18 protein-coding genes are annotated in these 21,196 nt (G+C 28.9%); 2 read left to right on the forward strand and 16 right to left on the reverse strand.

Features of this window, described 5'->3' with window-relative positions:
* Positions 1-328: 328 nt before the first annotated feature.
* The 9 genes from BUB63_RS09995 to BUB63_RS10035 all read right to left on the reverse strand — a co-directional run bounded on the left by BUB63_RS09995 (position 329) and on the right by BUB63_RS10035 (position 11,072).
* Positions 329-1,990 carry a TolB-like translocation protein gene (locus tag BUB63_RS09995; protein WP_073249502.1) on the reverse strand — a complete coding sequence of 554 codons (1,662 nt, stop codon included), beginning with the start codon at positions 1,988-1,990 and terminating at the stop codon, positions 329-331.
* 415 nt (positions 1,991-2,405) lie between these two features.
* Positions 2,406-3,311, reverse strand: coding sequence for a ribokinase (gene rbsK, locus BUB63_RS10000; protein ID WP_073249504.1), 906 nt, complete (start codon positions 3,309-3,311; stop codon positions 2,406-2,408).
* A 5-nt stretch (positions 3,312-3,316) separates the two neighbouring features.
* Complete coding sequence (locus BUB63_RS10005) at positions 3,317-4,327, reverse strand: LacI family DNA-binding transcriptional regulator (protein ID WP_073249506.1); 1,011 nt, start codon at positions 4,325-4,327, stop codon at positions 3,317-3,319.
* A gap of 111 nt (positions 4,328-4,438) precedes the next feature.
* On the reverse strand, positions 4,439-5,368 hold the full coding sequence (locus BUB63_RS10010) for a nucleoside hydrolase (protein ID WP_073249508.1): 930 nt from the start codon (positions 5,366-5,368) through the stop codon (positions 4,439-4,441).
* 21 nt (positions 5,369-5,389) lie between these two features.
* A complete protein-coding gene (rihA, locus tag BUB63_RS10015; protein WP_073249510.1) occupies positions 5,390-6,331 on the reverse strand; it encodes a pyrimidine-specific ribonucleoside hydrolase RihA in 942 nt (313 codons plus the stop codon).
* Complete coding sequence (locus tag BUB63_RS10020; protein WP_073249511.1) at positions 6,328-7,263, reverse strand: ABC transporter permease; 936 nt, start codon at positions 7,261-7,263, stop codon at positions 6,328-6,330. Before BUB63_RS10020 ends, rihA begins: the two co-directional genes overlap by 4 nt.
* A complete protein-coding gene (locus BUB63_RS10025; RefSeq protein ID WP_073249513.1) occupies positions 7,247-8,332 on the reverse strand; it encodes an ABC transporter permease in 1,086 nt (361 codons plus the stop codon). The genes BUB63_RS10020 and BUB63_RS10025 overlap by 17 nt, the downstream gene beginning before the upstream one ends.
* Entirely contained in the window at positions 8,325-9,878 is a 1,554-nt protein-coding gene (locus BUB63_RS10030; protein WP_073249515.1) for an ABC transporter ATP-binding protein, read from the reverse strand. Before BUB63_RS10030 ends, BUB63_RS10025 begins: the two co-directional genes overlap by 8 nt.
* 66 nt (positions 9,879-9,944) lie before the next feature.
* A complete protein-coding gene (locus BUB63_RS10035) occupies positions 9,945-11,072 on the reverse strand; it encodes a BMP family ABC transporter substrate-binding protein (RefSeq protein ID WP_073249517.1) in 1,128 nt (375 codons plus the stop codon).
* Positions 11,073-11,503: 431 nt separating this feature from the next.
* Between BUB63_RS10035 and BUB63_RS10040 the strand changes: the two genes are divergently transcribed.
* Both BUB63_RS10040 and BUB63_RS10045 read left to right on the forward strand, forming a co-directional pair.
* Positions 11,504-12,262 carry a DeoR/GlpR family DNA-binding transcription regulator gene (locus BUB63_RS10040; protein ID WP_073249518.1) on the forward strand — a complete coding sequence of 253 codons (759 nt, stop codon included), beginning with the start codon at positions 11,504-11,506 and terminating at the stop codon, positions 12,260-12,262.
* Positions 12,263-12,275: 13 nt separating this feature from the next.
* Positions 12,276-13,157: a Cof-type HAD-IIB family hydrolase gene (locus BUB63_RS10045; protein ID WP_073249520.1), complete on the forward strand. Its 882-nt coding sequence runs from the start codon at positions 12,276-12,278 to the stop codon at positions 13,155-13,157.
* Positions 13,158-13,209: 52 nt separating this feature from the next.
* On the opposite strand, the gene BUB63_RS10050 is transcribed toward BUB63_RS10045, so the two are convergent.
* From BUB63_RS10050 to BUB63_RS10080, 7 genes are all read right to left on the reverse strand, one after another.
* Positions 13,210-13,767, reverse strand: coding sequence for a hypothetical protein (locus BUB63_RS10050; RefSeq protein WP_073249522.1), 558 nt, complete (start codon positions 13,765-13,767; stop codon positions 13,210-13,212).
* 1 nt (position 13,768) lies between these two features.
* Positions 13,769-14,674 carry a DUF6731 family protein gene (locus tag BUB63_RS10055; RefSeq protein ID WP_073249523.1) on the reverse strand — a complete coding sequence of 302 codons (906 nt, stop codon included), beginning with the start codon at positions 14,672-14,674 and terminating at the stop codon, positions 13,769-13,771.
* Positions 14,675-15,231: 557 nt separating this feature from the next.
* Positions 15,232-16,584 carry a 23S rRNA (uracil(1939)-C(5))-methyltransferase RlmD gene (rlmD, locus tag BUB63_RS10060; RefSeq protein WP_073249526.1) on the reverse strand — a complete coding sequence of 451 codons (1,353 nt, stop codon included), beginning with the start codon at positions 16,582-16,584 and terminating at the stop codon, positions 15,232-15,234.
* Positions 16,585-16,720: 136 nt separating this feature from the next.
* Positions 16,721-17,353, reverse strand: coding sequence for a flavodoxin family protein (locus BUB63_RS10065; protein WP_073249528.1), 633 nt, complete (start codon positions 17,351-17,353; stop codon positions 16,721-16,723).
* Between the two features lie 263 nt (positions 17,354-17,616).
* Entirely contained in the window at positions 17,617-18,891 is a 1,275-nt protein-coding gene (locus BUB63_RS10070; protein ID WP_073249530.1) for an MFS transporter, read from the reverse strand.
* 13 nt (positions 18,892-18,904) lie between these two features.
* Complete coding sequence (locus BUB63_RS10075) at positions 18,905-20,011, reverse strand: ArsR/SmtB family transcription factor (RefSeq protein ID WP_073249532.1); 1,107 nt, start codon at positions 20,009-20,011, stop codon at positions 18,905-18,907.
* A 175-nt stretch (positions 20,012-20,186) separates the two neighbouring features.
* The gene (locus tag BUB63_RS10080; RefSeq protein ID WP_200790231.1) at positions 20,187-20,690 is read right to left on the reverse strand and encodes a hypothetical protein; all 504 of its coding nucleotides are present in this window, start codon (positions 20,688-20,690) and stop codon (positions 20,187-20,189) included.
* Positions 20,691-21,196: the final 506 nt, after the last annotated feature.

Raw genomic sequence — 21,196 nt, forward strand, 5'->3', positions numbered from 1 at the left:
AAAGTTATTAAAAGAAATGCCTTCGGCTTTAAAAACTTTGATAGGTTTAGAAATAGAATTCTTCATTGCTGTAATTAAAGTAAATTATAATACCAAATTTTAGAAAACCAACTCCCGTTGGTCTTTTTGTCCTGCAATTTTTTGCAGGGGACTCTCCCCCATCCAACCTATCTTTATAAAATCACTCTCAAACAAGAAAGGACAGGCATTCTAATTGAATACCCGCCCCAACAATTGACAAAGAGCCAATAAAAAATGATGTCAACCATATTTTTTTGATTAACATCATTTGTATTTTCTCTTAATTTATATTTGTTTATTTTTTGTTTTAGTTATTGTTTTTATCAAAATAAATTTCTTCTACCCTCTCATAAGCATTATAATTATCATCCTCTATACTTTTACCGTCAAATTTTATCTCAATTCCATTGCTAAAATAATCTATTAAATCTAAAGCAGCATAATAGTATTTGTAAGGTAAATCAGAAAAGTCATATACTTGTTTACTAATAAATACAATTTTACCCTCCTCTGAATTATGTGCATCAAGTAGCACACTTGCTTTAAATAAAATTTTATCAAATGCATAAAGTTCGAGAGTATCTCCATTAATTTTGATAAATGCTGATGCAAATTTGGGATCTATATTTTGCGTCTCAACATTAAACCTCCAAATTCCTTCAACATCATTTAATTCTAACTGTTTTTCATATAAAATTAATTCGCCATATTTTATAAAATTATAATCCTTTAAATTATCAATAACTTTCTGTGGCTTTGACTTTATATTCTTTAATAGATACATTTCTGAATTATCTTTTATATATGCGACATTATTTGTATTTGTAGGTAATTCAAAATTATTTACGTCAGTATCAATTTTTACTGCATCCTTACCTTTTTCTATAACATACAATTCATTATCTTTGTTTAATCCAACAAATCTTTCACCATTAAAACTATACTTTTCTAAATCAGAACTGATCTTTTGTTTGTCCCCAAGGTTTTCCACTCTATATAAAATATCTTCATCATTTATGAATAATATCATACTACCATCTTCATTAACAAAATATTCTTTAACTTCGGAAGCAATTTTGTTTTTTTGTTTATCTTTTAGAAAATATAAGTTTTTATCTTCATCTGTGAAATAAATACCTTTAGAAGAGTATTTATAATCATTAATATTAGATATAATCTTCTCTGGTTCTTTACCAACTTTCATTTCATAAAGTTCATTTTCCATAACAAATAATAAAGTATCCTCATTTATAAATGTTACTTGTTCATATTTTTTACTTGAGATTTTTTCTTTTTCATCATTTTCTACATTATAAACATATGTACCTTTTCCGTCACAATAAACCAATATTTTTCCATTAGGAGATAAATCAAATCTACCTCCATCATATAAACTATTTGTAATTTTTTTAGCTTCTTGACCTTTTTTATATATTTTTATGTCTTGCCAATCATCATAGACAATAACTGAGAAATCTTTAGAGTATTTTAAATCTAACACTGCATTTGAAATTAATTTTTCAGCTTCCCAGTTTTCCATATTTATTAAATAAATATCTGCAACAGCAGTATCTAACGCACAATTAGCTAAAAGTAAAAAATTTTTATATATACCCAATACTCTAAAATAATTAATATTATTTTTAATTTCTACTGCTTCAGATTGTGGTTTCTTAGCAAAAAGTTTACCATTTTGATCTACGAATAGTATTGTATCAATCTCTGGAATATATTCTATAGTATTATCAGACAAATATCGTCCAATTTTTATTTCATCTTTTTTATTATTAACTGCATTTATAACTTCTGCATTTGCATTAGAATGATCTTTATATTTAACAGCAATAAAATAATTATTATCTATTTTTGTACTTTTCGAACTACAACCTGGCAAAAATAATATAATTAGAATAATCATTAAAAATCCATATATATTATTTTTTTTATCAAGTATTTTTTTTGTATCCAAAATACTATCACCTCACACAATCTAATTAGTTCTTTTAAATAATGCACTATTAAAGTTATAAAAAAATAATTTCTCAAACAAACTAATCTAATTACATATTTAAAAATTTAATTTTATATAATTGTTACATTCCCCCTTTGTTATGTTAATTATTTTTAAAACTTAATAGCTACATTAAACTATTATACCATTTATATAAGATATTTAAATATTTATTTTTCAACATTTTTCTACATAACAGTCTCAATGCGTATTTCCCTTAATTAAAACCTTCTTTAAATTCCCATTTTAAGTGATTTTACTTCCTATTTTTGTTTTATCTTGAACTATATAGTTAAAAATTATTAACTAAACTTATCTAAGCGAATATAAAAATACAGTAGGAGTTAGATATCTATAACCCCTACTTTATTTTTTAAATATAATTATTATTTTTTATATAATCTTCAACCTCATTTTTAAATGGTAATGCATCCTTTGCTCCAAGTTTTGTAGTAGTTAACCCTCCTACAACATTTGCATATTTTAAAGCTCTTTTAATATCTTTAAATTTGCATAAGGCAACTGCTAATGCAGCATTAAAAGAATCTCCCGCGGCCGTAGTGTCAATCGCATTTACCTTTATTGAATCTATAATAATTTCTTCGCTACCATTGGTATAATAACATCCCTTTTCGCCAAGGGTTACGACAACTTCCCTTACCCCTTTTTCTAATAATTTCTTTGCTCCTTGCTGTATATCTCCTGTTCCTGTCATTTTAAATAGTTCTGTTTCATTTGGAGTGATACAATCTACATATTTATAAATTTCTTCTGAAATATCTTTAACTGGTGCTGGATTTAAGATAACCTTTGTATTATTTTCTTTTGCAAGTCTTATTGCACTTTCAACTGTTTCTATGGGAATTTCTAATTGTAAAATTACAAAATCCGCTTCTTTAAATAATGCACTATGTTTTTCTACCCATTGTGTACTTAATTTTTCGTTTGCTCCAGGATATACTACTATAGTATTAAATCCTTGGTTGTCTATTGTAATTACTGCATTCCCAGTAATATCATCTATTTGATATATTCCTGATAAGTTCAATCCTTCTTCTTCTAATTTATTCAAAGCATATTTCCCTTTATCATCACTCCCAACAGCACCTATCATAAATACATCTGCACCTAATCTTTTTGCTGCTATTGCTTGATTTGCCCCTTTTCCTCCAAGAGATATTTTATAATTTTTTGCCAAAATAGTTTCTCCTTTTTTTGGGAGTTTATCTACTTGTAGTGTAAAATCTAAATTAATACTTCCAACAACTACAATTTTCAAACTAATCACCTCTTGACTGCAACAGAATCTCTCACAATTAATTTAGGTTCTAATTTTATTTCTATTGGATGTACCTTTATTCCATAAATAATTTTTAGCAATGTTTCTGTTGAAATACGACCTAATTCATATTTAGGTTGTTCAACTGTTGTAAGTTTTGGGGTAGTTATTTTAGAAATATATATGTCGTCATAGCCTGTTAATGAAATATCATCTGGTATCAAGATTCCCCTACTTTTTAATGCTTCCATAGCACCAATTGCCATTAGATCATTCGCACACGCAACAGCTGAAAATTCTTCTTTAGAATCCAATAAACTCTTAATACAATATTGTCCACCATCTATTTTGTAGTTACCCTCTCTAATAATTGTATTTTTAATTGGTATTCCCATTTCCTTAAGGGCTTTTATATAGCCATTTTTTCGTTTTTGCGAAGTAGTGTTTTCTTTTGGACCTGAAATATAAGCAATTTTTTTATGCCCATTCTTTATCAAAAATTTAACCACCTCATACATTCCCTTTTCATCATCTGTATGTATATATGGTGAATCAGGATTGTCCACATCCCTATCCAGTACTACATATGGTACATTGTATTTTTTTAACAATTTTATATTGTTGTCTTTCGACTTTGATGTACTTATAAATATTATACCATCAACACACTTTTCTATCAAAATTTTAGTATATTTTTCTTCTTTTTTCGGATTATCATCAGTATTACAGAGAATTAAATTATATCCATTATTATTTGCTACATCCTCTACGCCTCTAACTATTTCAGGAAAAAATGGATTTGCTATATCTGGAATTATAAGCCCAAAAGTATTTGTTTTTTTTGTAATAAGCCCTTTAGCTATTTTATTTGGAGTATAATTAAGTTCATCAACTACCTTCATGATTTTATTGCGTGTCTCATCACTTATGTTACTATCTTTTTTATTTAATACTAATGATACAGTAGTTATTGATACATTTGCCTTTTTTGCTATATCTTTAATTGTAGCTCTCATATTATCACTCTCTTTCTTATTTATTTTAATTTTAATAACTTTTCTTAAATTAACTTATTATGTATTCGAGAGCTACTTATTTGAAACTAACATTTATATAATTCTACTTATTTATTCTGTATATTTTTTTAATAAACCTTTAACTATTTCAACAAATTTGACTCTATCCACATCTAATACTACATAGGCATTTGGTTCTTTGCCACTTATTTTATAAATATCAACTACTGTTTTTCCTCTTGTAAATTCTCCTTTTGTCTCTATATCAACACGTAAATGTTGTTTTTTTATAAAACTTTCATCTAAAACTACTGCAACAGCCGTTGGATCATGCATTAATGCACCATCGTATCCATATTTCCTGCAAAATTTAAGAAATTCCATCATAGTGCAAAAAGTAAATTCCGAAGCCCTATTATTAAAAGATTTTATCTCTTTCAAATCCTCCTCAGTTAAATATGCTTTATTAGTAGCATCTAATCCAACCATTGTAATTGGTATTCCAGACTCAAATACAATTTTTGCCGCTTCAGGATCTGCATAAATATTAAATTCAGCTGCTGGAGTATGGTTCCCATATCCTGCCGAGCCTCCCATTAACGTAATGTGTTGTATTTTTGATTTAACTTCAGGATATTTTAAAATTGTTATAGCTATATTGGTTAAAGGTCCAAGTGCTATTATTTGTAATTTATCTTCTAAAATTAACGCCTCTTCGTAAATAGTATCATAAGCATTCTTATAATATATCTGCTTCATTGCATCAGGTATTTTAAACACACCAAGCCCAGATTCTCCATGTACAAATTCTGCATGTATCTTCTTACCACTTAAAGGTTCTGATGCACCCTTTGCTATTTTAACATCACATCCAATATATTCAGTAAGCTTCAAAGCATTATTCGTTGTTTTATCTATAGATACATTGCCTGCTACAGTTGTTATAGCCCTAACATTTAATTTATCTGAAGCAAGAGCCATAAATATTGCTATCGCATCATCTATACCAGGGTCGCAATCAATTATAACTGGTATTTTCATACTACCACCTCTTTTCTTTTATTAATTATATTTTTTAAGCAGTTCATATAATAATTCTATAAATCGTTCTCTATCTATATCCAATGCTACCTCAACATTTTTTTGCTTTTGTAAAACATCGTAGTAATCAACAACAGTTGCTCCTGTTGTAAATTCCCCCTTTGTTTCAATATCTACATGACATAACTTTGTTTTTATTAGTGTTGGATCAATTACTGCCGCAACTGCTACAGGATCATGTAATGGACTTCCCTTAAACCCAAACTTATCATTAACTTGTTCATGGAATTTACTAAAAAAATCCAATAACTCTGCAACCATAGTAGCTACTTTATTACCAATATTCCTTATTTTTTCAATTTCATTTCTATATATTTGAGCTTTATGAGTTACATCAAGGCCACACATAGTAATTGGAATACCAGAGTCAAAAACTATTTTTGCTGCTTCTGGGTCCACAAGAATATTAAATTCAGCTGCTGGGGTCCAATTTCCTGCAATACACGAACCACCCATCATTGTAATTCTTTCTATCTTTTCTTTGGCCTCTGGATAAACCAACAGTACTTTTGCTATATTAGTTAGAGGTCCAGTTGGTATTATTGTTACCTTATCTTCACTCTTATTTAAAATATCAATAATTGTTTCAACAGCGTTCCTTTTACTTGGTAGTAAAATTGGATCTGGAATTGAAGGACCATCTAAACCACTATCTCCATGTACTTCTGGAGCAACTATCAAATTTCTAAATAACGGCTTTTCTGATCCTTTAGAAACTTCTATATTTATACCTGCAAAACTTAAAACCTTAAGAGCATTTTTAAACGTTTTTTCTATAGTCTGATTTCCTGCAACTACAGTTACTGCTTTAACATCTAACTTTTCACTTGCAAATGCCATTAGTAATGCAATAGCATCATCATGTCCAGGATCACAATCTATAATTACTGATTTTCTGTTCATGCATTCTGCACCTCCTTTTTGTACTTAAGCATATTGGTTTTTCTAATAGAATAAATAACCAATCCAACTATTGTAGCTAAATATGGAATCATTTGAACAAATTCTGATGGTATTCTAAGCGATTGCAAATTATTGGATAATGCACCTGCAAAACCAAAAAGAAGAGAAGTAAGAAGAGTCCCGACTGGATTACCCTTACCCATTGCTTCTGCCGCAAGTGCTATAAAACCTCTTCCTGAAGTCATATTAGTTGAAAACCAAGATACATATCCCATTGACATATAAGCTCCACCAAAACTTGCAAGAATACAACTAATGCAAAGTGCAATATATCTTATTTTATTTACATTAATTCCAACTGATTCAGCAGCTTCTGGATTTTCTCCAACAGCTCTGATTCTAACACCAAGTGGTGTTTTGTAAAGCAAAATATATACAATAGCAACTGAAATCCACGAAAGATATGTTAAAATGTTATGCCCTGAAAGTATTGGACCTAAAATTGGAATCTTATTAAGTAATGGAATTGTTACATTTGGAATGACTTTGCTATTTAATGATGTTGATATACCCTTATCGTGTGCTACTAAGTATAAAATAAAAATTGTTCCTCCACTTGCAAGAAGATTTATGGCAATCCCTGTTAATACTATATCTGTTTTTAAATTTAAAGAAAAATATGATAGTAATAACGAAACGAATATACCAGAAAGTATAGCCGCAATTACACCAAAAAAGGTGCTTTGTGTAAGGGCACTTACTATAACACCAGTTAATGCTGATGTTAGCATTGTACCCTCAAGTGCTATATTTATTACTCCAGCTTTATCAGATATAACAGCTCCAAGCCCTGAAAATAATATAGGTGTTGTAACTCTTAAAATTGCATATCCAAAACTTGTTGAAAATATTATTTTAAATATATTGTTCATTCATATTAACCTCCTCAGCTTTTATTTCTTCAATAGCTTTTTTAGCTATAACTCTATGTTTCCACTTAGCAAGGAAGCTTTCAGCTGCTACTAACATAATAACTAATGCTTGTATAACTGATACTACCTCGCTTGGTACATCAGTAATTCTTGCCATTAAATCTGCTCCAATTCTCAAGTATGAGAGAAAAAACGCTGCAATAGGAACTAAAACAGGATTGTTTCTTGATAAAATAGCTACAATAACACCATCCCATCCATATCCTGGTAGGTTTTGCCATTGAAATCTTGAATACATACCTAACAACTCTGTAGCCCCTCCAATTCCCGCTATAATACCTCCAATTATTTGCGAATACAAAATAACTGATTTATTATTAATTCCTGAGTATATTGCAAATTTACTATTGAAACCTACCATTCTTATTGCATATCCCCATTTAGTTCTAAATAGGAAGAAATATGTAATTATTATCATAAGAATTGCTATTAAAATTCCATAATGCAATCGTGTTTTTGGTATAAGATTTGGAAGTAGAGCTGTTGTTTTAAGCTTATAAGATACCATCGCACCTGCATTTGAATCTCTTAAATAATAATTTACAATGTATATTCCTAAATAAAACATTACATAATTTAACATTAGAGATGAAACTAATTCATTTGCATTCCATTTTACTTTTAAAAAAGCTGGTATAAATAAAAATATTCCTCCAATGATGCCTCCACAGACAATTGCCAAAATAGGATGTATTAATCCTGGAAGACTAAATTTTATACCAATTATTGTTGCTGTTACTGCCCCCATAAAAAATGCTCCTTCAGCCCCAAGATTAAATTGATTTGCTTTAAACATTATACATATTGCTAAACCTGTAAATGTAAGTGGGATTGCCATTTCTAAAACGTTACTAAAATATCTTGTTTTAGATAAAGGGCCTAATAAAAATTTTGACAAAGCTACATAAGGCTGTTTACTTATAAAAAAAATAATTATAAATGCTAATATAAGCGATATAACTATGGCCATTAATGTTCTAAAAATTTCAAATATATTATCTTTATTCATAAATTACCCTCCCTATTTCATCATGGGACTGCCTTTTTAACCCCAACATATACATACCTAACTCTTCTTCTGTAACATTAGCTGTATCATCAAAATATGCCACAATCTCTCCCCCATACATTACAATTAAACTATCACTTACTTCTAATATTTCATTTAAGTCCGCTGAAACTAATAATATTGCAGTTCCACTATCTCTAAGTTGTATTATTTTTTTATGTATGAATTCTGTTGCACCTATATCAATTCCCCTTGTTGGTTGGTCAGCAATTAATAACTTTGGATTAGAAGAAAATTCCCTAGCTACTACAACCTTTTGTATATTTCCACCTGACAACATACTAACCTTCTGTTTTGAGGAACTACATTTAATTTTATATTCTTTAATTAAATCCTTCGAAATATCACTTACCTTTTTAATATTCATTAAAATTCTATGATTTAGTTCTTTTTTATAAAATCTATCTGATATGATATTTTCTTCAATTGTACCTTGTGCAGCTACACCATAAACCATTCTATCCTCTGGAATATGCGAAGTTCCTAATTCTCTTATTTCTTTTATGCTTAAATTATTAATTCGGATATTGTCTATTACTATTTCTCCTTCATAATAATTTCTTAGTCCTGTAATTATTTCAACCAGTTCTCTTTGACCGTTTCCTTCTACTCCTGCAATTCCTAATATTTCCCCACCTCGTACACTAAAACTAATATTTTTTAAAACTTTTTTACCTGTTTCACTTGTATAATTTAAGTTTTTTACATTCAATATTGTTTTACCCAACTTTTTAATATTCTTATCTAATTTAAAAACAACATCACGACCAACCATCAATCTTGATATATCATTTTCACTAACATCAGAAGTATTAAAAACACCTACATTTCGACCATTTCTCATTATTGTCACTCTATCTGATATTTGTTTTACCTCATTTAATTTATGGGAAATAAAAATAATAGTATGTCCACTATTTTTTAAATGCATTAGTTGATTAAAAAGCTCAACGGTTTCTTGAGGTGTTAATACTGCTGTTGGTTCATCAAGTATTAATATTTTTGCACCTCTATAAAGGGCTTTTAATATTTCTATTTTTTGCTTCATACCAACCGGGAGATCTTCTACTATAGAATTTGGATCAACAAACAAGTTATATTTTTGTGCTAATTCTTCCGTTATTGCAACAGCTTTTTTATAATCAAAGAATCCTTTATTTCTGGGTTCTAAACCTAAAACTACATTTTCAGCAACAGTAAGTGACGGAACAAGCATAAAATGCTGATGTACCATTCCAATACCATTTTTAATTGCTAAACTCGGAGAAGTTATTGATATTCTACTGTTGTTTAAATAAATTTCTCCATCGTCTGGTTGTTCTAAACCAAACAATATTTTCATTAATGTAGATTTCCCAGCTCCATTTTCACCTACTAATGCATGTATTTCAGACTCACATATTGAAAAATAAACTCCCTTATTAGCTGTTATTCCATTTGAATAAATTTTTGTTATATTTTCCATTCTTAAAATTTCATTTTTCATTAGAACTCCCCCTATTTATCAATGTGGGTATATACATAAAATGTATATACCCTCACTCTCTATTGATTATGGCTTCACTGAATTTCTTATTTCATTAAGTTTATTTGTATCCATTCCAAATGCTGTATCAACAGTTATTTCTCCATTCATTATTTTTTCTTTTAATTCATTTATAAACTTTCTATATTCTTCTGGAACTATTTTTTGATAATATTCGTTTTCTGCAAATCCAATACACTCTTCTTTTAATCCTAATGTTTCTGCTTGTCCGTACTTTAAAGTTCCATCCATATGCATCTTAATAGCTCTTAAAAGTGAATTATCTATTCTTTTTAAAACAGAAGTAACTATTAGGTTTGCCTTTTCTGAATCGGATGAAAATATAGATGCTTGATCTGAATCTACACCTATTGCATATTTTTTCTTTTCTTTTGCTGCATCAAGTTGCCCAAGTCCTGCTTGTCCAGCAACGTTAAATCCGATATCTGCTCCTTGGTCATACTGTGCCATTGCCATTTCTTTTCCTTTTGCTGAATCTGCAAAATCTCCAATATATGAAATAGCTACTTTTATATCCTTATCAACATATTTTGCTCCCTGAATGTAACCTACTAAAAAGTCATTAATAACAGGAATATCCATACCACCTAAAAAACCAATTATTTTTTTATCATTTGCATTTGGCATATTTGAAGTTGTAATTTTAGCTGCTAAAGCACCGGCAAGGAATGAACCTTCGTTTTGTTTATACTGAATTGAATATACATTCGATAGATTTCCCTTTGAATAATCTACTGAGGTGTCAAAAATAATATATTTTTTATCTGGATTTTGAGGAGCTATTTTTTCTAAGTATTCAGTCATTTGCCATGTTCCTAAAATTATTATATCCCAGTCTTGTTCAGAAACATCTTGAAGAGTTGGCTCCCATTTTGATTGGTCATAGGTCATCTCAATTGTCTTAGTTTCAACCTTACTGCCATATTCCTTTTTGATTAATTCAATACCATTGTTTGCTGAATCGAAAAATGATTTATCTCCGAGAGTACCGTTTATTAAAAGAACAATTTTCAATGGTTTGTCTTTAGAATCTTGGTTAGAATTTGATGAATTGTTTTGATTCTTACCACAGCCGACTAATAGTAATGAAAAAATTAGTAAAGATGCAGTAATTAACCTTAGCAGCCTTTTCATTTTCATACCTCCTCTTTTTTATTAAATAAAATTTTTATCATAAACCCAAAAGGGCTTAAGATTAACAATTATATGTTTAATTCAAAACTTTAAATTTTTATTAAAACGTTTTACTAAAAAGCTGTACTACACTTTTAGTACATTATATTTTATTTAGTAATAATTAATGATCTTTATGATGATTTTTTATTAATTTAATCAAGTTAAATTAGAAAATATTTATCAGCAGACAATAGAGAAACAAACTTATATTAATTAACAGTTTTATTTCAAAATGTTTCCTGTAAAACTATCTTATTTTAAATAAATTAAAATTGATATGTATAATAGTCATAAAAACGCTTATATTTAATTACAATTACTTATATTAAATTGACATTTTACTTATATTGCATTAAAATTATATTGTAAAATACTTACTGAGGTGGTTTATGTTTCAGGAAGAAAGAATGCAGCATATATTAGAATATCTTCATGTAAATAAACGTATTAGTGTTGAGGAAATATGTAAGCTATATAACGTGTCACGTGATACTGCAAGGCGGGATTTGGTTAATCTTGAGAAAAAGGGACTTATTGTGAGAACACACGGGGGAGCAATTCTCCCTCTTACCCACGAAAGGATAAAACCATACAAAGAAAGACTACACTTTGACGTTGAAGAAAAACATAAAATTGCAAAGGTTGCAGCTTCCCTAATTAAAGAGGGAGATACAGTTATATTAGATACTTCTACAACAGTTCAGGCCTGTGCAGAACTTATGGAGGATATTAATTGCAATGTTATTACAAATTCTATCAACGTTGCAGATGTTTTGTCTGCTAAAGTTAATGTAAATACCATTTTATTAGGTGGAAAGCTAAACCAAGAACACAGGTTTTTATACGGCCACAACACTATTAATATGCTATCAAACTATTTTGCAGATAAAGCCTTCTTAGGTGCACTTGCTATTACAAAGAATGGAATATTTGTTGCTGATGATGAGGATGCTGCTGTTATGCAAAGCATCATAAAGCAATCAAAGGAAACTATTGTTTTAGCTGACCACACTAAGTTTAGTAACACTGCTGCCTTTAGGGTATGTAGTTTATCTGAAATTGATATTATAATTACCGATAAAAGTCCAAATGAAGGATTTATAAAAACCCTTAAGGAAAATGGAGTAAATCTTATTATAGCAAAATAATGGAGGGATTTAATTGAAGCTTATTGTTTCTGATTTAGACGGTACTTTGCTTAATTCTAAGCACGAAATAAGCAAAGAGAATGTAAAGGCTCTAAGGACTGCAAAGGAAAACGGATATGAAGTTGCAATCGCAACTGGCAGGATATACACTGATGTATTAAATATATTAAAAAAGGCTGATATTGAGGCACATATAATTTCTGGAAATGGCTCAACAGTCCACACCATAGAGGGTAAAAAGATAAAAAGCTGGAGTATACCAAAGGATGAGCTAAAAGCTGCTATTCATTGGTTAATAGACAATAACTTCTTTTTACAGCTACTTACGGATAAAAATGTATATTTACATTATGATTTTGAAAATACTATAAAGGAAGATTATAAGTTAGCCAAAAGTAACAACCCTAAAATAACTAAAGAATATATAGATATCACTATGAATTTAATTTTTTCACAATATGGAATCAAATATTTTAACGACATAGATGAGCTCTTAGATTCAGACTTAGAATTCTGCTGTATTTCTTCTATGTCCTTTGATGAGAACAAATTAAACTATGGTAGGGAATATGTTAAAAATTTTAAAGGACTATCCTCTGTTATATCCCATAAATATAACTTTGAATTGGTTTCAAAGGATGCATCAAAGGGTAATGCCCTTGAGTATCTTGCAAAGCATTTGAATATAAGCCTTAATGATGTAATTGCCTTTGGAGATAATTTTAATGATGTATCTATGTTTAAAAAGGCGGGCATTAGCGTTGCTATGGGAAATGCAGAAAATGAAATAAAAAGAATGTGTCGATTTGTTACATTAACAAATAATGAAGATGGTGTTGCAAATTTTATCTATAAACATCTTGAAACAACTAATGCTGAATCTACCCCAGCGTGACCATTTGGGCGTTATGGGGGAATAAAAATAAGTGATATGGCTGCCATATCACTTATTTTTTAAACTCATCATTCAACTTTTCTGCAGCAATATCATCTAATCTTTTTTCTCTTAAATTGCACTTATTTTCCTCAACAAAAACAATATTAAAAATTATATCAATAACCCTAAAAGATAAAAGTATGAAATATACCATAATAAATAATAAAACCCCTAAAAATATTTTTCCATTATTTATGTTTGTTGTGTTAAAAAAATAATATTCATCATATTCTTTTAAATAAAACATACTTATTGTCCATATTAAACTCATAAAACCAATCATCAAAGGATATTTAAAATACTTACTTAACAACTTCTTTGACTTGTATTTATATATATACCTCACAATTTTTTCATCTCTTAAACTAAGTAGTATCGTCAAAGTAACCCCTAAAAAACCAATAAAAACAGATTGAATAGTTAATAATGCACTTAATAAGTTTTCAAAGTTTTTAGGATACAATATTTTATTTGGAGTTTTTACCATATATATTATAATAATTATTATTGATATACAAATTGGATAATATTTTTCAGTTTTTTCATTTTCAATTATTTTCTTAAACATATCAATCGACCTTACCTACCTTAAGATTTTCTACTAATTTTGCTCTTCGTTCAATATATCTTTCTTTCATTTTATCTATAATATATTCAAATCCAATACTTTGTCTTTCCTGTAATGAAAAAATGATATAATCATGTGCTTTATGTTCAAATAAGTCTATCAATTCTACTTTACCATCATCAGTTTCTTTGAATGCAACCTGTGCTTTAGTTATATTATTCCTATATATTATTAATTCTTTTATTGTATCAATTATTTTACTATTATCTAATCTTTTCTTATTATTTCTCCCTATTCCGATGTTTATTTCTCCTATAATTGCATCAAAATCTTTAAATTTATCAATAATAGCCCTGATGCCAATATTTTCACTTGGTACAAACTCTTCTAAGTTAGCAAATCTTACTGTAAATTTTTTTATACTCTCAGCTTTTGATAATCTTGATATAGTATCATTTAAAATTATAGGTCTAAATTCAATCGTTCCATTTTGGTCTTGCCACATTAAATTTATGTAATTTTCAATTCCACTTGGACTTAAACTATGTAAATTTCTCTGAACCATTATAATATAATTTTTATTATCATATAATATTGTAATATCTTCACCTATATACTCATCATCATCTAAATTTATGGGTTCTAATACTGTGTTTATCTTCCCTTTTAATGGTGGATTTTGTATTCTTAATCTTGCGAAATTTAAAAACCAAAAATCATTTTCAGCATCATAAAAAATTTTATCTAATCTTGCTTCATCATTATAACAAACTTTATTCCTGCTTTCTAAAGGAATATTTTTAACTTTATCTATCCATAATCGTAAATCAAAAAGATAATCATCCCCTTTATTATCAATAAAATACACCTGAAAATAATCAAATTTTATTTTTCTATTTACCCCCATTTTCAAAATCCTTTCCATTTAACTTTATATTTTCTCTAAACTACGTATTCAACACAACATTAAATTTTCCTTCTGTTATAAAATAAAAAATTAATATTTAAAAATAAACCATTATAAAAACTTAACAATAAAAGAGCCTAATCATTTATAAAAGACTTTACCCTTTCAAAAGTTGATTCAGATAGTAAAAGTTTATACTTCCAATCCCATATATTTAATACTTTCATAATTCCTCCAATAATTAAAAATAATTTAATAAAAACCCTAAATAGCCTTCAATAGCTAAATATATTGTTTAAGTTCTAAAGTATTAGAAGATTTAGACTAACCATTTCTCAATAAAATTTGATATTTCCATATTTGATTTTAAAATAAAGAATTTTAATTTATCTTTTTATAATGTATAGTATTCTACTTTTTATCACAAATTCCTTCTTTATATTTTATTTAATTCTATTATTTTACATACATCTCTTAAAATACCTTTTCTCTGCCTACAGAAACATATAGCAAATACATAAAAAATAGGGGCAAATTGCCCCTATCCTTTAATTTAATTATCTCCTCTCAACAAGCACAACACTTTCTACGTGTGGAGTTTGTGGGAACATATCTACTATCTTTAATGCCTTAACATCATATCCACTTTCCTTTAGCTGCTTTAAATTTTCAACTAATGTCTTTGGATTGCAGGAAACGTAGATTATCTCCTTTGGTTTAAAATTAATAACGTTCTTTAATGCCTCTGGTGTAACACCTGGCCTTGGAGGATCAAGAATTATAATATCAGGATTTTCGTCTATATTTTTAATTACTTCTTTTACATCCCCTGCAATAAATGTACAGTTATCTAACCCATTATACTTTGCATTATTGTTTGCTGCTTCAACAGCCTCTTCTATAAGCTCAACACCAATAACCTTTTTAGCATTTTTGGCAGCAATTTGTCCTATTGTTCCAGTTCCACAGTAAAGGTCGAAAACAACTTTATCCTTAGAGCTACTCATAAATTCTCTAACAGTAGAATACAGCCTTTCTGCACCTAAGGTATTAGTTTGGAAAAAGGAAAATGGAGAAATTTTAAATTTTAGTCCTAAAAGTTCCTCAACTATATAATCTCTGCCGTATAAAACTTCTACCTTATCTGGCTTTACTGCATCCGATAAGCTGTCATTTACAGTATGAATTATACCTGTAAGAATTCCATCATATATATTATTTTTTAAAACTTCAACATACTCACTTAAATTAAAGTCAAGCTGTGATGTTGTAACAAGATTTACTAATATCTCTCCGGTCTTTTTTGCCTTCCTTACAACAAGATGCCTTAAGTAACCTTGGTGGTTCATTACATTATAATGTGGGACTTCCTTCGATTTAAAATATTCAAGCGTAGATTTAACGATAGTTCTAAAATCCCTATCTACTAAAAGACAAGTTGTAGTTGATACTACTGCATTTCTTTTAACAGGAGTATGAAGCCCTAATGTAAGTTCTCCACCCTTTTCATAATCTCCAAATGTAAACTCCATTTTGTTTCTGTATTCATAAGCATTTGGACTTTCAACTATTCCCCTATATTCAAAGCCTTCAATGCCTGCTTCTTTAAAGAGCTTTAGTACCTGCTGCTCCTTTAGTTGAAGCTGTTGATTATAATCTATAAATTGGTGAGTACATCCACCACATATACCAAAAACAGGACAAGGTGCTTCTATTTTATAATCTACTTCCTCAAGAACCTCTACTATTTTAGCCTCAACCTTCGTTTTCTTTTTTGTAATCCTTGCCAAAACCTTTTCTCCTATCAGAGCACCCTTTATCAAAACCTTTGTATCCTCATAGTAGCCTACTCCATAGCCCGGGAACTCTGTTTCAACAATTTCTACTACTATTTCTTGGCCCTTTTTCATTTAATTCCTCCTTCTTTCGTGTTTTGCATATATACCATATACGTTTTATTATGCTTAAAGCATACAAAAATAAGTTCTTGTATTACATACTCAATATATAATAGAAAATTTTATATAACCACTTATTACCTATCAATTATCTTATGAAGTTCGTGTATACCTTCTTTTCCTTTTCTGGTTTCTCTATATTATCCTTCCCATTTTGTATAAGTTTTAATAGGTATGCCATATTCTTGCCAAGTACCCTCATTATTTGTACTCCTTCTTCATCCTGCAAAGCTTCCCCTGCTTTTGCACCGTGGATTACGTTCCAATAGTTAGTTGAAGGCATTAACATTTCTGCATAGTTTATGTAATTGTTTAATTGGTTGAAGGTAGAAACTCCACCAGAACGCCTTACTGCAACAACAGAAGCCCCTACTTTATGCCTTAAGAAGTTTCCATTTGCAGAGGCAACATAAAAGGCTCTATCTAAAAATGCCTTCATTGTTCCTGCTATTGATGAAAAATATACAGGCGAACCTAATATTATTCCATCTGCCTCCTTCATCTTTTGAATCCAGTCATTTACTTCGTCGTCTATTATACATCTTTCATTTTTGTTTTTATAACACATACCGCAGGCAATACATCCCCTTATCAATTTATCCCCAACGTGAACTATTTCTACATCTATTCCTTCCCTTTGTAATTCTTCTTTAACTATACTTATAGCTTGATATGTATTTCCTTCTTTTCTTGGACTCCCATTAAACGCAACAACCTTCATTTTAACAACCTCCAAATTTTTATTCTATATTATCCTCTATAAAAGGTCAAAGGGCAAGTTTTAACTTTAAACTTAGCCCTTTATTTTATGTTTTATTTGATTCTATAGGCTACTATCTTACTATACATCATTTTATTACATTTTGGTAGTAGTTTTTTAATACCCCTTCATATTTTAATTCACGAAGCATCTTGGCTTATGTTTGTAAAAACTGATTTGTATTTACATAATTTGGATAATGTCACATTTCACCTGGGTGCCACTTATATGGAATTTACTTCCTTTATAAAGAATAAACTTATAGTTAAACCGGCCAATACAATAGATGTAGCCAATAGTAGTAGGTTCATTGGTATAATATCAGCAAGTGCTCCTCCAAAAAGCATACCAAGAGGCATAGCCGCCATAGATAAGGTATTAAGCATTGCAGATACCCTTCCTAAGAGTTCATTTGGAATCCTTCTCTGTATGAATACACCAAAGGGTATGTTCATTATTGAGCTAAACACACCAAGCAATAGGGCTGTTATAACAAATATTGTAACCAATACTTTAGATACTATATATCCTTTTATAAAACTATTAACAACTAAATAGGCTACAAAGATTAATAAACAATAAACAATCATACCAATTTTTAAATAGCCATTTATCTTGTCCCTTTGAGGTATGCTTGAAATTATTGCAGCACCTAAAAGAAAACCTACTGATTCTGCGGCACCAACATAGGAATATTCTAATGCTGATGTTTTAGCTATTTGATTAAAAATATATGGTAGATAAACAGCAAATACTGGCACTAATATGAAATTAATGAGTGTTGCTGCCATCATAACAATAAAAACAGGTCTTTGATTTTTGATATACTTAAATGTATCAAGTAGCTCTCTTATAAAATGTTTTTCTTCTCTTTTATCTATATTAATTTTGTTTTTATACTCTATAAACATTTCCGATATTCCACTTAATATATAGGATACTGCATTAAATATGAATATAAATTTTATACCCAATAATGCATATAATGCACCGCCTGCAACTAACCCAAATATATTAGATAGACTATTTACGGAGCTTGTTAATGAATTTGCCTTTGTTAGATGTTCCTCCTCAACTATACTTGGAACAAGTGAATTTGAAGCTGGTACAAATATTGCACCACATATACTTAATATAAAGGATGATAAATATAGAAGTAAAATGGATTCTATTTTAAAAAACATTAAAATACCAATAATAGCAACAGATATACCCCTTATTATATCCATCCAAACCATAAGATTTTTTCTGTTGTATCTATCTGCAATAACTCCGCCAAAGGGACTCATTACAACGTATATAATTGTACCAAAGGCCATATAGAAGGACATTTGTACAGCAGATTGTGTTATAGTAAGTATATACCAACCAATTGCCATATTATATATTACATCACCAAGCTGCGAAACCAACTTTCCTAAGAAAAGAAGCATAAAGCTTTTATTTAAAAATATACTACCTACTTTTCTATCACCATTTAGTTCTATTTCTCTATTCATACATATTCCCCCATTATAATATTGTACTATCACCAAGAAGTATTTCTTCCGTTAGTCTTAAAAGCTCCCTTACTTTATCCTTCTTTAGAGTAAAATATACTTTATTGTCTATTTTATTAAATCCCACTATATCTGCATCAAATAGAAAATTCATATGGTGGTTAACAGTTGCAGGTGTAAGTTCTAATATTGATGCAATTTCATATCCATAGTGGGGCTTTTTTGCCAAAAGCTTTATTATTTTTACCCTTCTTGGATCTGATAGGGCCTTTAAGAAATTATCCACCTGCTCATTTTGCCTCTTTTTTTCAACAATTTTATCTGTGTTTATTCCAAGTACTACCCATCCTGCTTTTTGTTTATAATCGTGCATATTTATAATCCAGAAATAAAGCTCTTTAAAAAAGCTTATGTGAAAATTAATTTTATACTGCCAATCCTCATCTTTTGTTTTAAAGAAATCTAAGAGATATTTTTCCATAAAGTCCTTTGGATTGTCTAAAAATATCTTTTTATACTTATCAATTCCCCCTAAACAAATCTCTTCTACCTTCTTTTCATATTTAATATATATCTTTTCATAAAAGCTTCTAAATAAAAAGCTAATTCTATTTTTTGTTTCATCTGGATTTTTAAAAAGTTCTGATACTGATTCCTTTATTTCGTCATCCTCAACCTTTACACCCTCAATATATTCCTGCATTTTTTTTATATCATTTTTAACCTCATCCCATCCTTCGTGGTTTGTTGGTTCGTGAGCATTAATATACATTCCTCCTAAGTAATTTAAAAAAAGTGTTTCATCGGATTTGTCTATTACATCAAGTAGTGATTTTACATTCTCTACATCTTCAAAATCTGCAGAGTAGGCAGCAAGTATTCCTCCTATCATACATATTTTGTTGAAATATTCAATTTCTGATTTCATATATTTAGACAATGAATTATACATTTCATCATACAAACTTATATTTTCTTCAGAAATACTATAGTTTAAATCCTCAGCTAACTTTTTTAGTTCATTTAGTTTAGATATAGTCGTAAAGGCCATTGTAAATTCAAGACAAGGATTAAATATAAATTTAGTGTTTTTTATTATATTTTCATCTAAATTTTTCATAAAGTCACCTCTATAATTATATTAGATATTTATCTAATATAATTATATTCAATATATTTCTAAATGTAAACCTTATGATTTAAATTTAATAATTTCAAACAATCAAAAAGGTAGGTATTATATTAAATACCTACCCAGATTAATCTACAATATGTTATAAGTGATATGGATGCCATTAATATATTATTTTTGAAGGTATAAGGAATGTCCACGGCATTGTGATTATTGCTAATGTTAATGATATCTTATGCCTTAGGGCCCTGTCCTCAATTTTATTAAACACAAATCTGTAATTGAAAAAGTATATAAAAAATCCAGCAACTGCTATGCTTATTAATACTACAATTACAGCAAGTACACTTTCAAATGGGTTAAAATTTACACTTCCAACAAATCTCCAATTTAAATTGAATATTCCATCAAACATATTAACTAAAAAAATCACAAAAGCTCCTATAAAATCTGATAGAAATCCAAATCCCCAAACCTTTAGTATATGTTTTTTATAAAACTCCTTTAAATTTAAACCTGTTTTTGCAACCTTAAAGGCATAAAAGCATCCAATAACAACAAGTGAATCGATTACATAGTTGCCAACTAATGATATGATTATAAGCGGTGGTAAAAACATAAGCATCCACAGTGGTAAAATAATGTTGTAAAGTTTTACATTTTTCAAACTAACACCCCAATCCAAATAAATTATTTTGATAATTATAGCATAAATTTCTATTATTTTCTATGTTTTTGAATAATTTTTAATGAATATTTTTCTATTTAGATTTTTATAGTATCAATTTATATATTTATAAAACATTAAAGAGAGATTAAATTAAAAAGGGGCAGGTTAATTATCCTAACCTGACCCTTTAATTCTTTACTTAGCCATCTTATGTTTTTCCAGAAGTTTCGCAGATTAAAAAATAAATAGGGCGTAGCCCCTTGATATGTAATGGTTTAGATGAATAATAATTGAAATATGTAAATTCCGATTTTTACTGGAAAAAATTTAGGGTTTAAAAATGAAAACATCCTTTCTATAATGAATTTTGCTACAAACCCAATAGAAAGGATGTTTTGAGATGAACAAGCGTTATTTAAAACAAATGCTCACCTACTTCTCTAAGGTATACCATCTTGGAGAAAAAATCAAGGGGTTAAAAGATGGAAGAATAAATCCTCAAA

This window comes from Caloramator proteoclasticus DSM 10124 (assembly GCF_900129265.1).
Lineage (GTDB): Bacteria > Bacillota > Clostridia > Clostridiales > Caloramatoraceae > Thermobrachium > Thermobrachium proteoclasticum.

Coding starts and splice junctions, on each gene's coding strand:
- BUB63_RS10005 (WP_073249506.1), bottom strand. CDS start 4,327: ATGAGAGCTACAATTAAAGATATAGCAAAAAAGGCAAATGTATCAATA.
- BUB63_RS10010 (WP_073249508.1), bottom strand. CDS start 5,368: ATGAAAATACCAGTTATAATTGATTGCGACCCTGGTATAGATGATGCG.
- rihA (WP_073249510.1), bottom strand. CDS start 6,331: ATGAACAGAAAATCAGTAATTATAGATTGTGATCCTGGACATGATGAT.
- BUB63_RS10020 (WP_073249511.1), bottom strand. CDS start 7,263: ATGAACAATATATTTAAAATAATATTTTCAACAAGTTTTGGATATGCA.
- BUB63_RS10025 (WP_073249513.1), bottom strand. CDS start 8,332: ATGAATAAAGATAATATATTTGAAATTTTTAGAACATTAATGGCCATA.
- BUB63_RS10030 (WP_073249515.1), bottom strand. CDS start 9,878: ATGAAAAATGAAATTTTAAGAATGGAAAATATAACAAAAATTTATTCA.
- BUB63_RS10035 (WP_073249517.1), bottom strand. CDS start 11,072: ATGAAAAGGCTGCTAAGGTTAATTACTGCATCTTTACTAATTTTTTCA.
- BUB63_RS10040 (WP_073249518.1), top strand. CDS start 11,504: ATGTTTCAGGAAGAAAGAATGCAGCATATATTAGAATATCTTCATGTA.
- BUB63_RS10050 (WP_073249522.1), bottom strand. CDS start 13,767: ATGTTTAAGAAAATAATTGAAAATGAAAAAACTGAAAAATATTATCCA.
- BUB63_RS10055 (WP_073249523.1), bottom strand. CDS start 14,674: ATGGGGGTAAATAGAAAAATAAAATTTGATTATTTTCAGGTGTATTTT.
- rlmD (WP_073249526.1), bottom strand. CDS start 16,584: ATGAAAAAGGGCCAAGAAATAGTAGTAGAAATTGTTGAAACAGAGTTC.
- BUB63_RS10065 (WP_073249528.1), bottom strand. CDS start 17,353: ATGAAGGTTGTTGCGTTTAATGGGAGTCCAAGAAAAGAAGGAAATACA.
- BUB63_RS10070 (WP_073249530.1), bottom strand. CDS start 18,891: ATGAATAGAGAAATAGAACTAAATGGTGATAGAAAAGTAGGTAGTATA.
- BUB63_RS10075 (WP_073249532.1), bottom strand. CDS start 20,011: ATGAAAAATTTAGATGAAAATATAATAAAAAACACTAAATTTATATTT.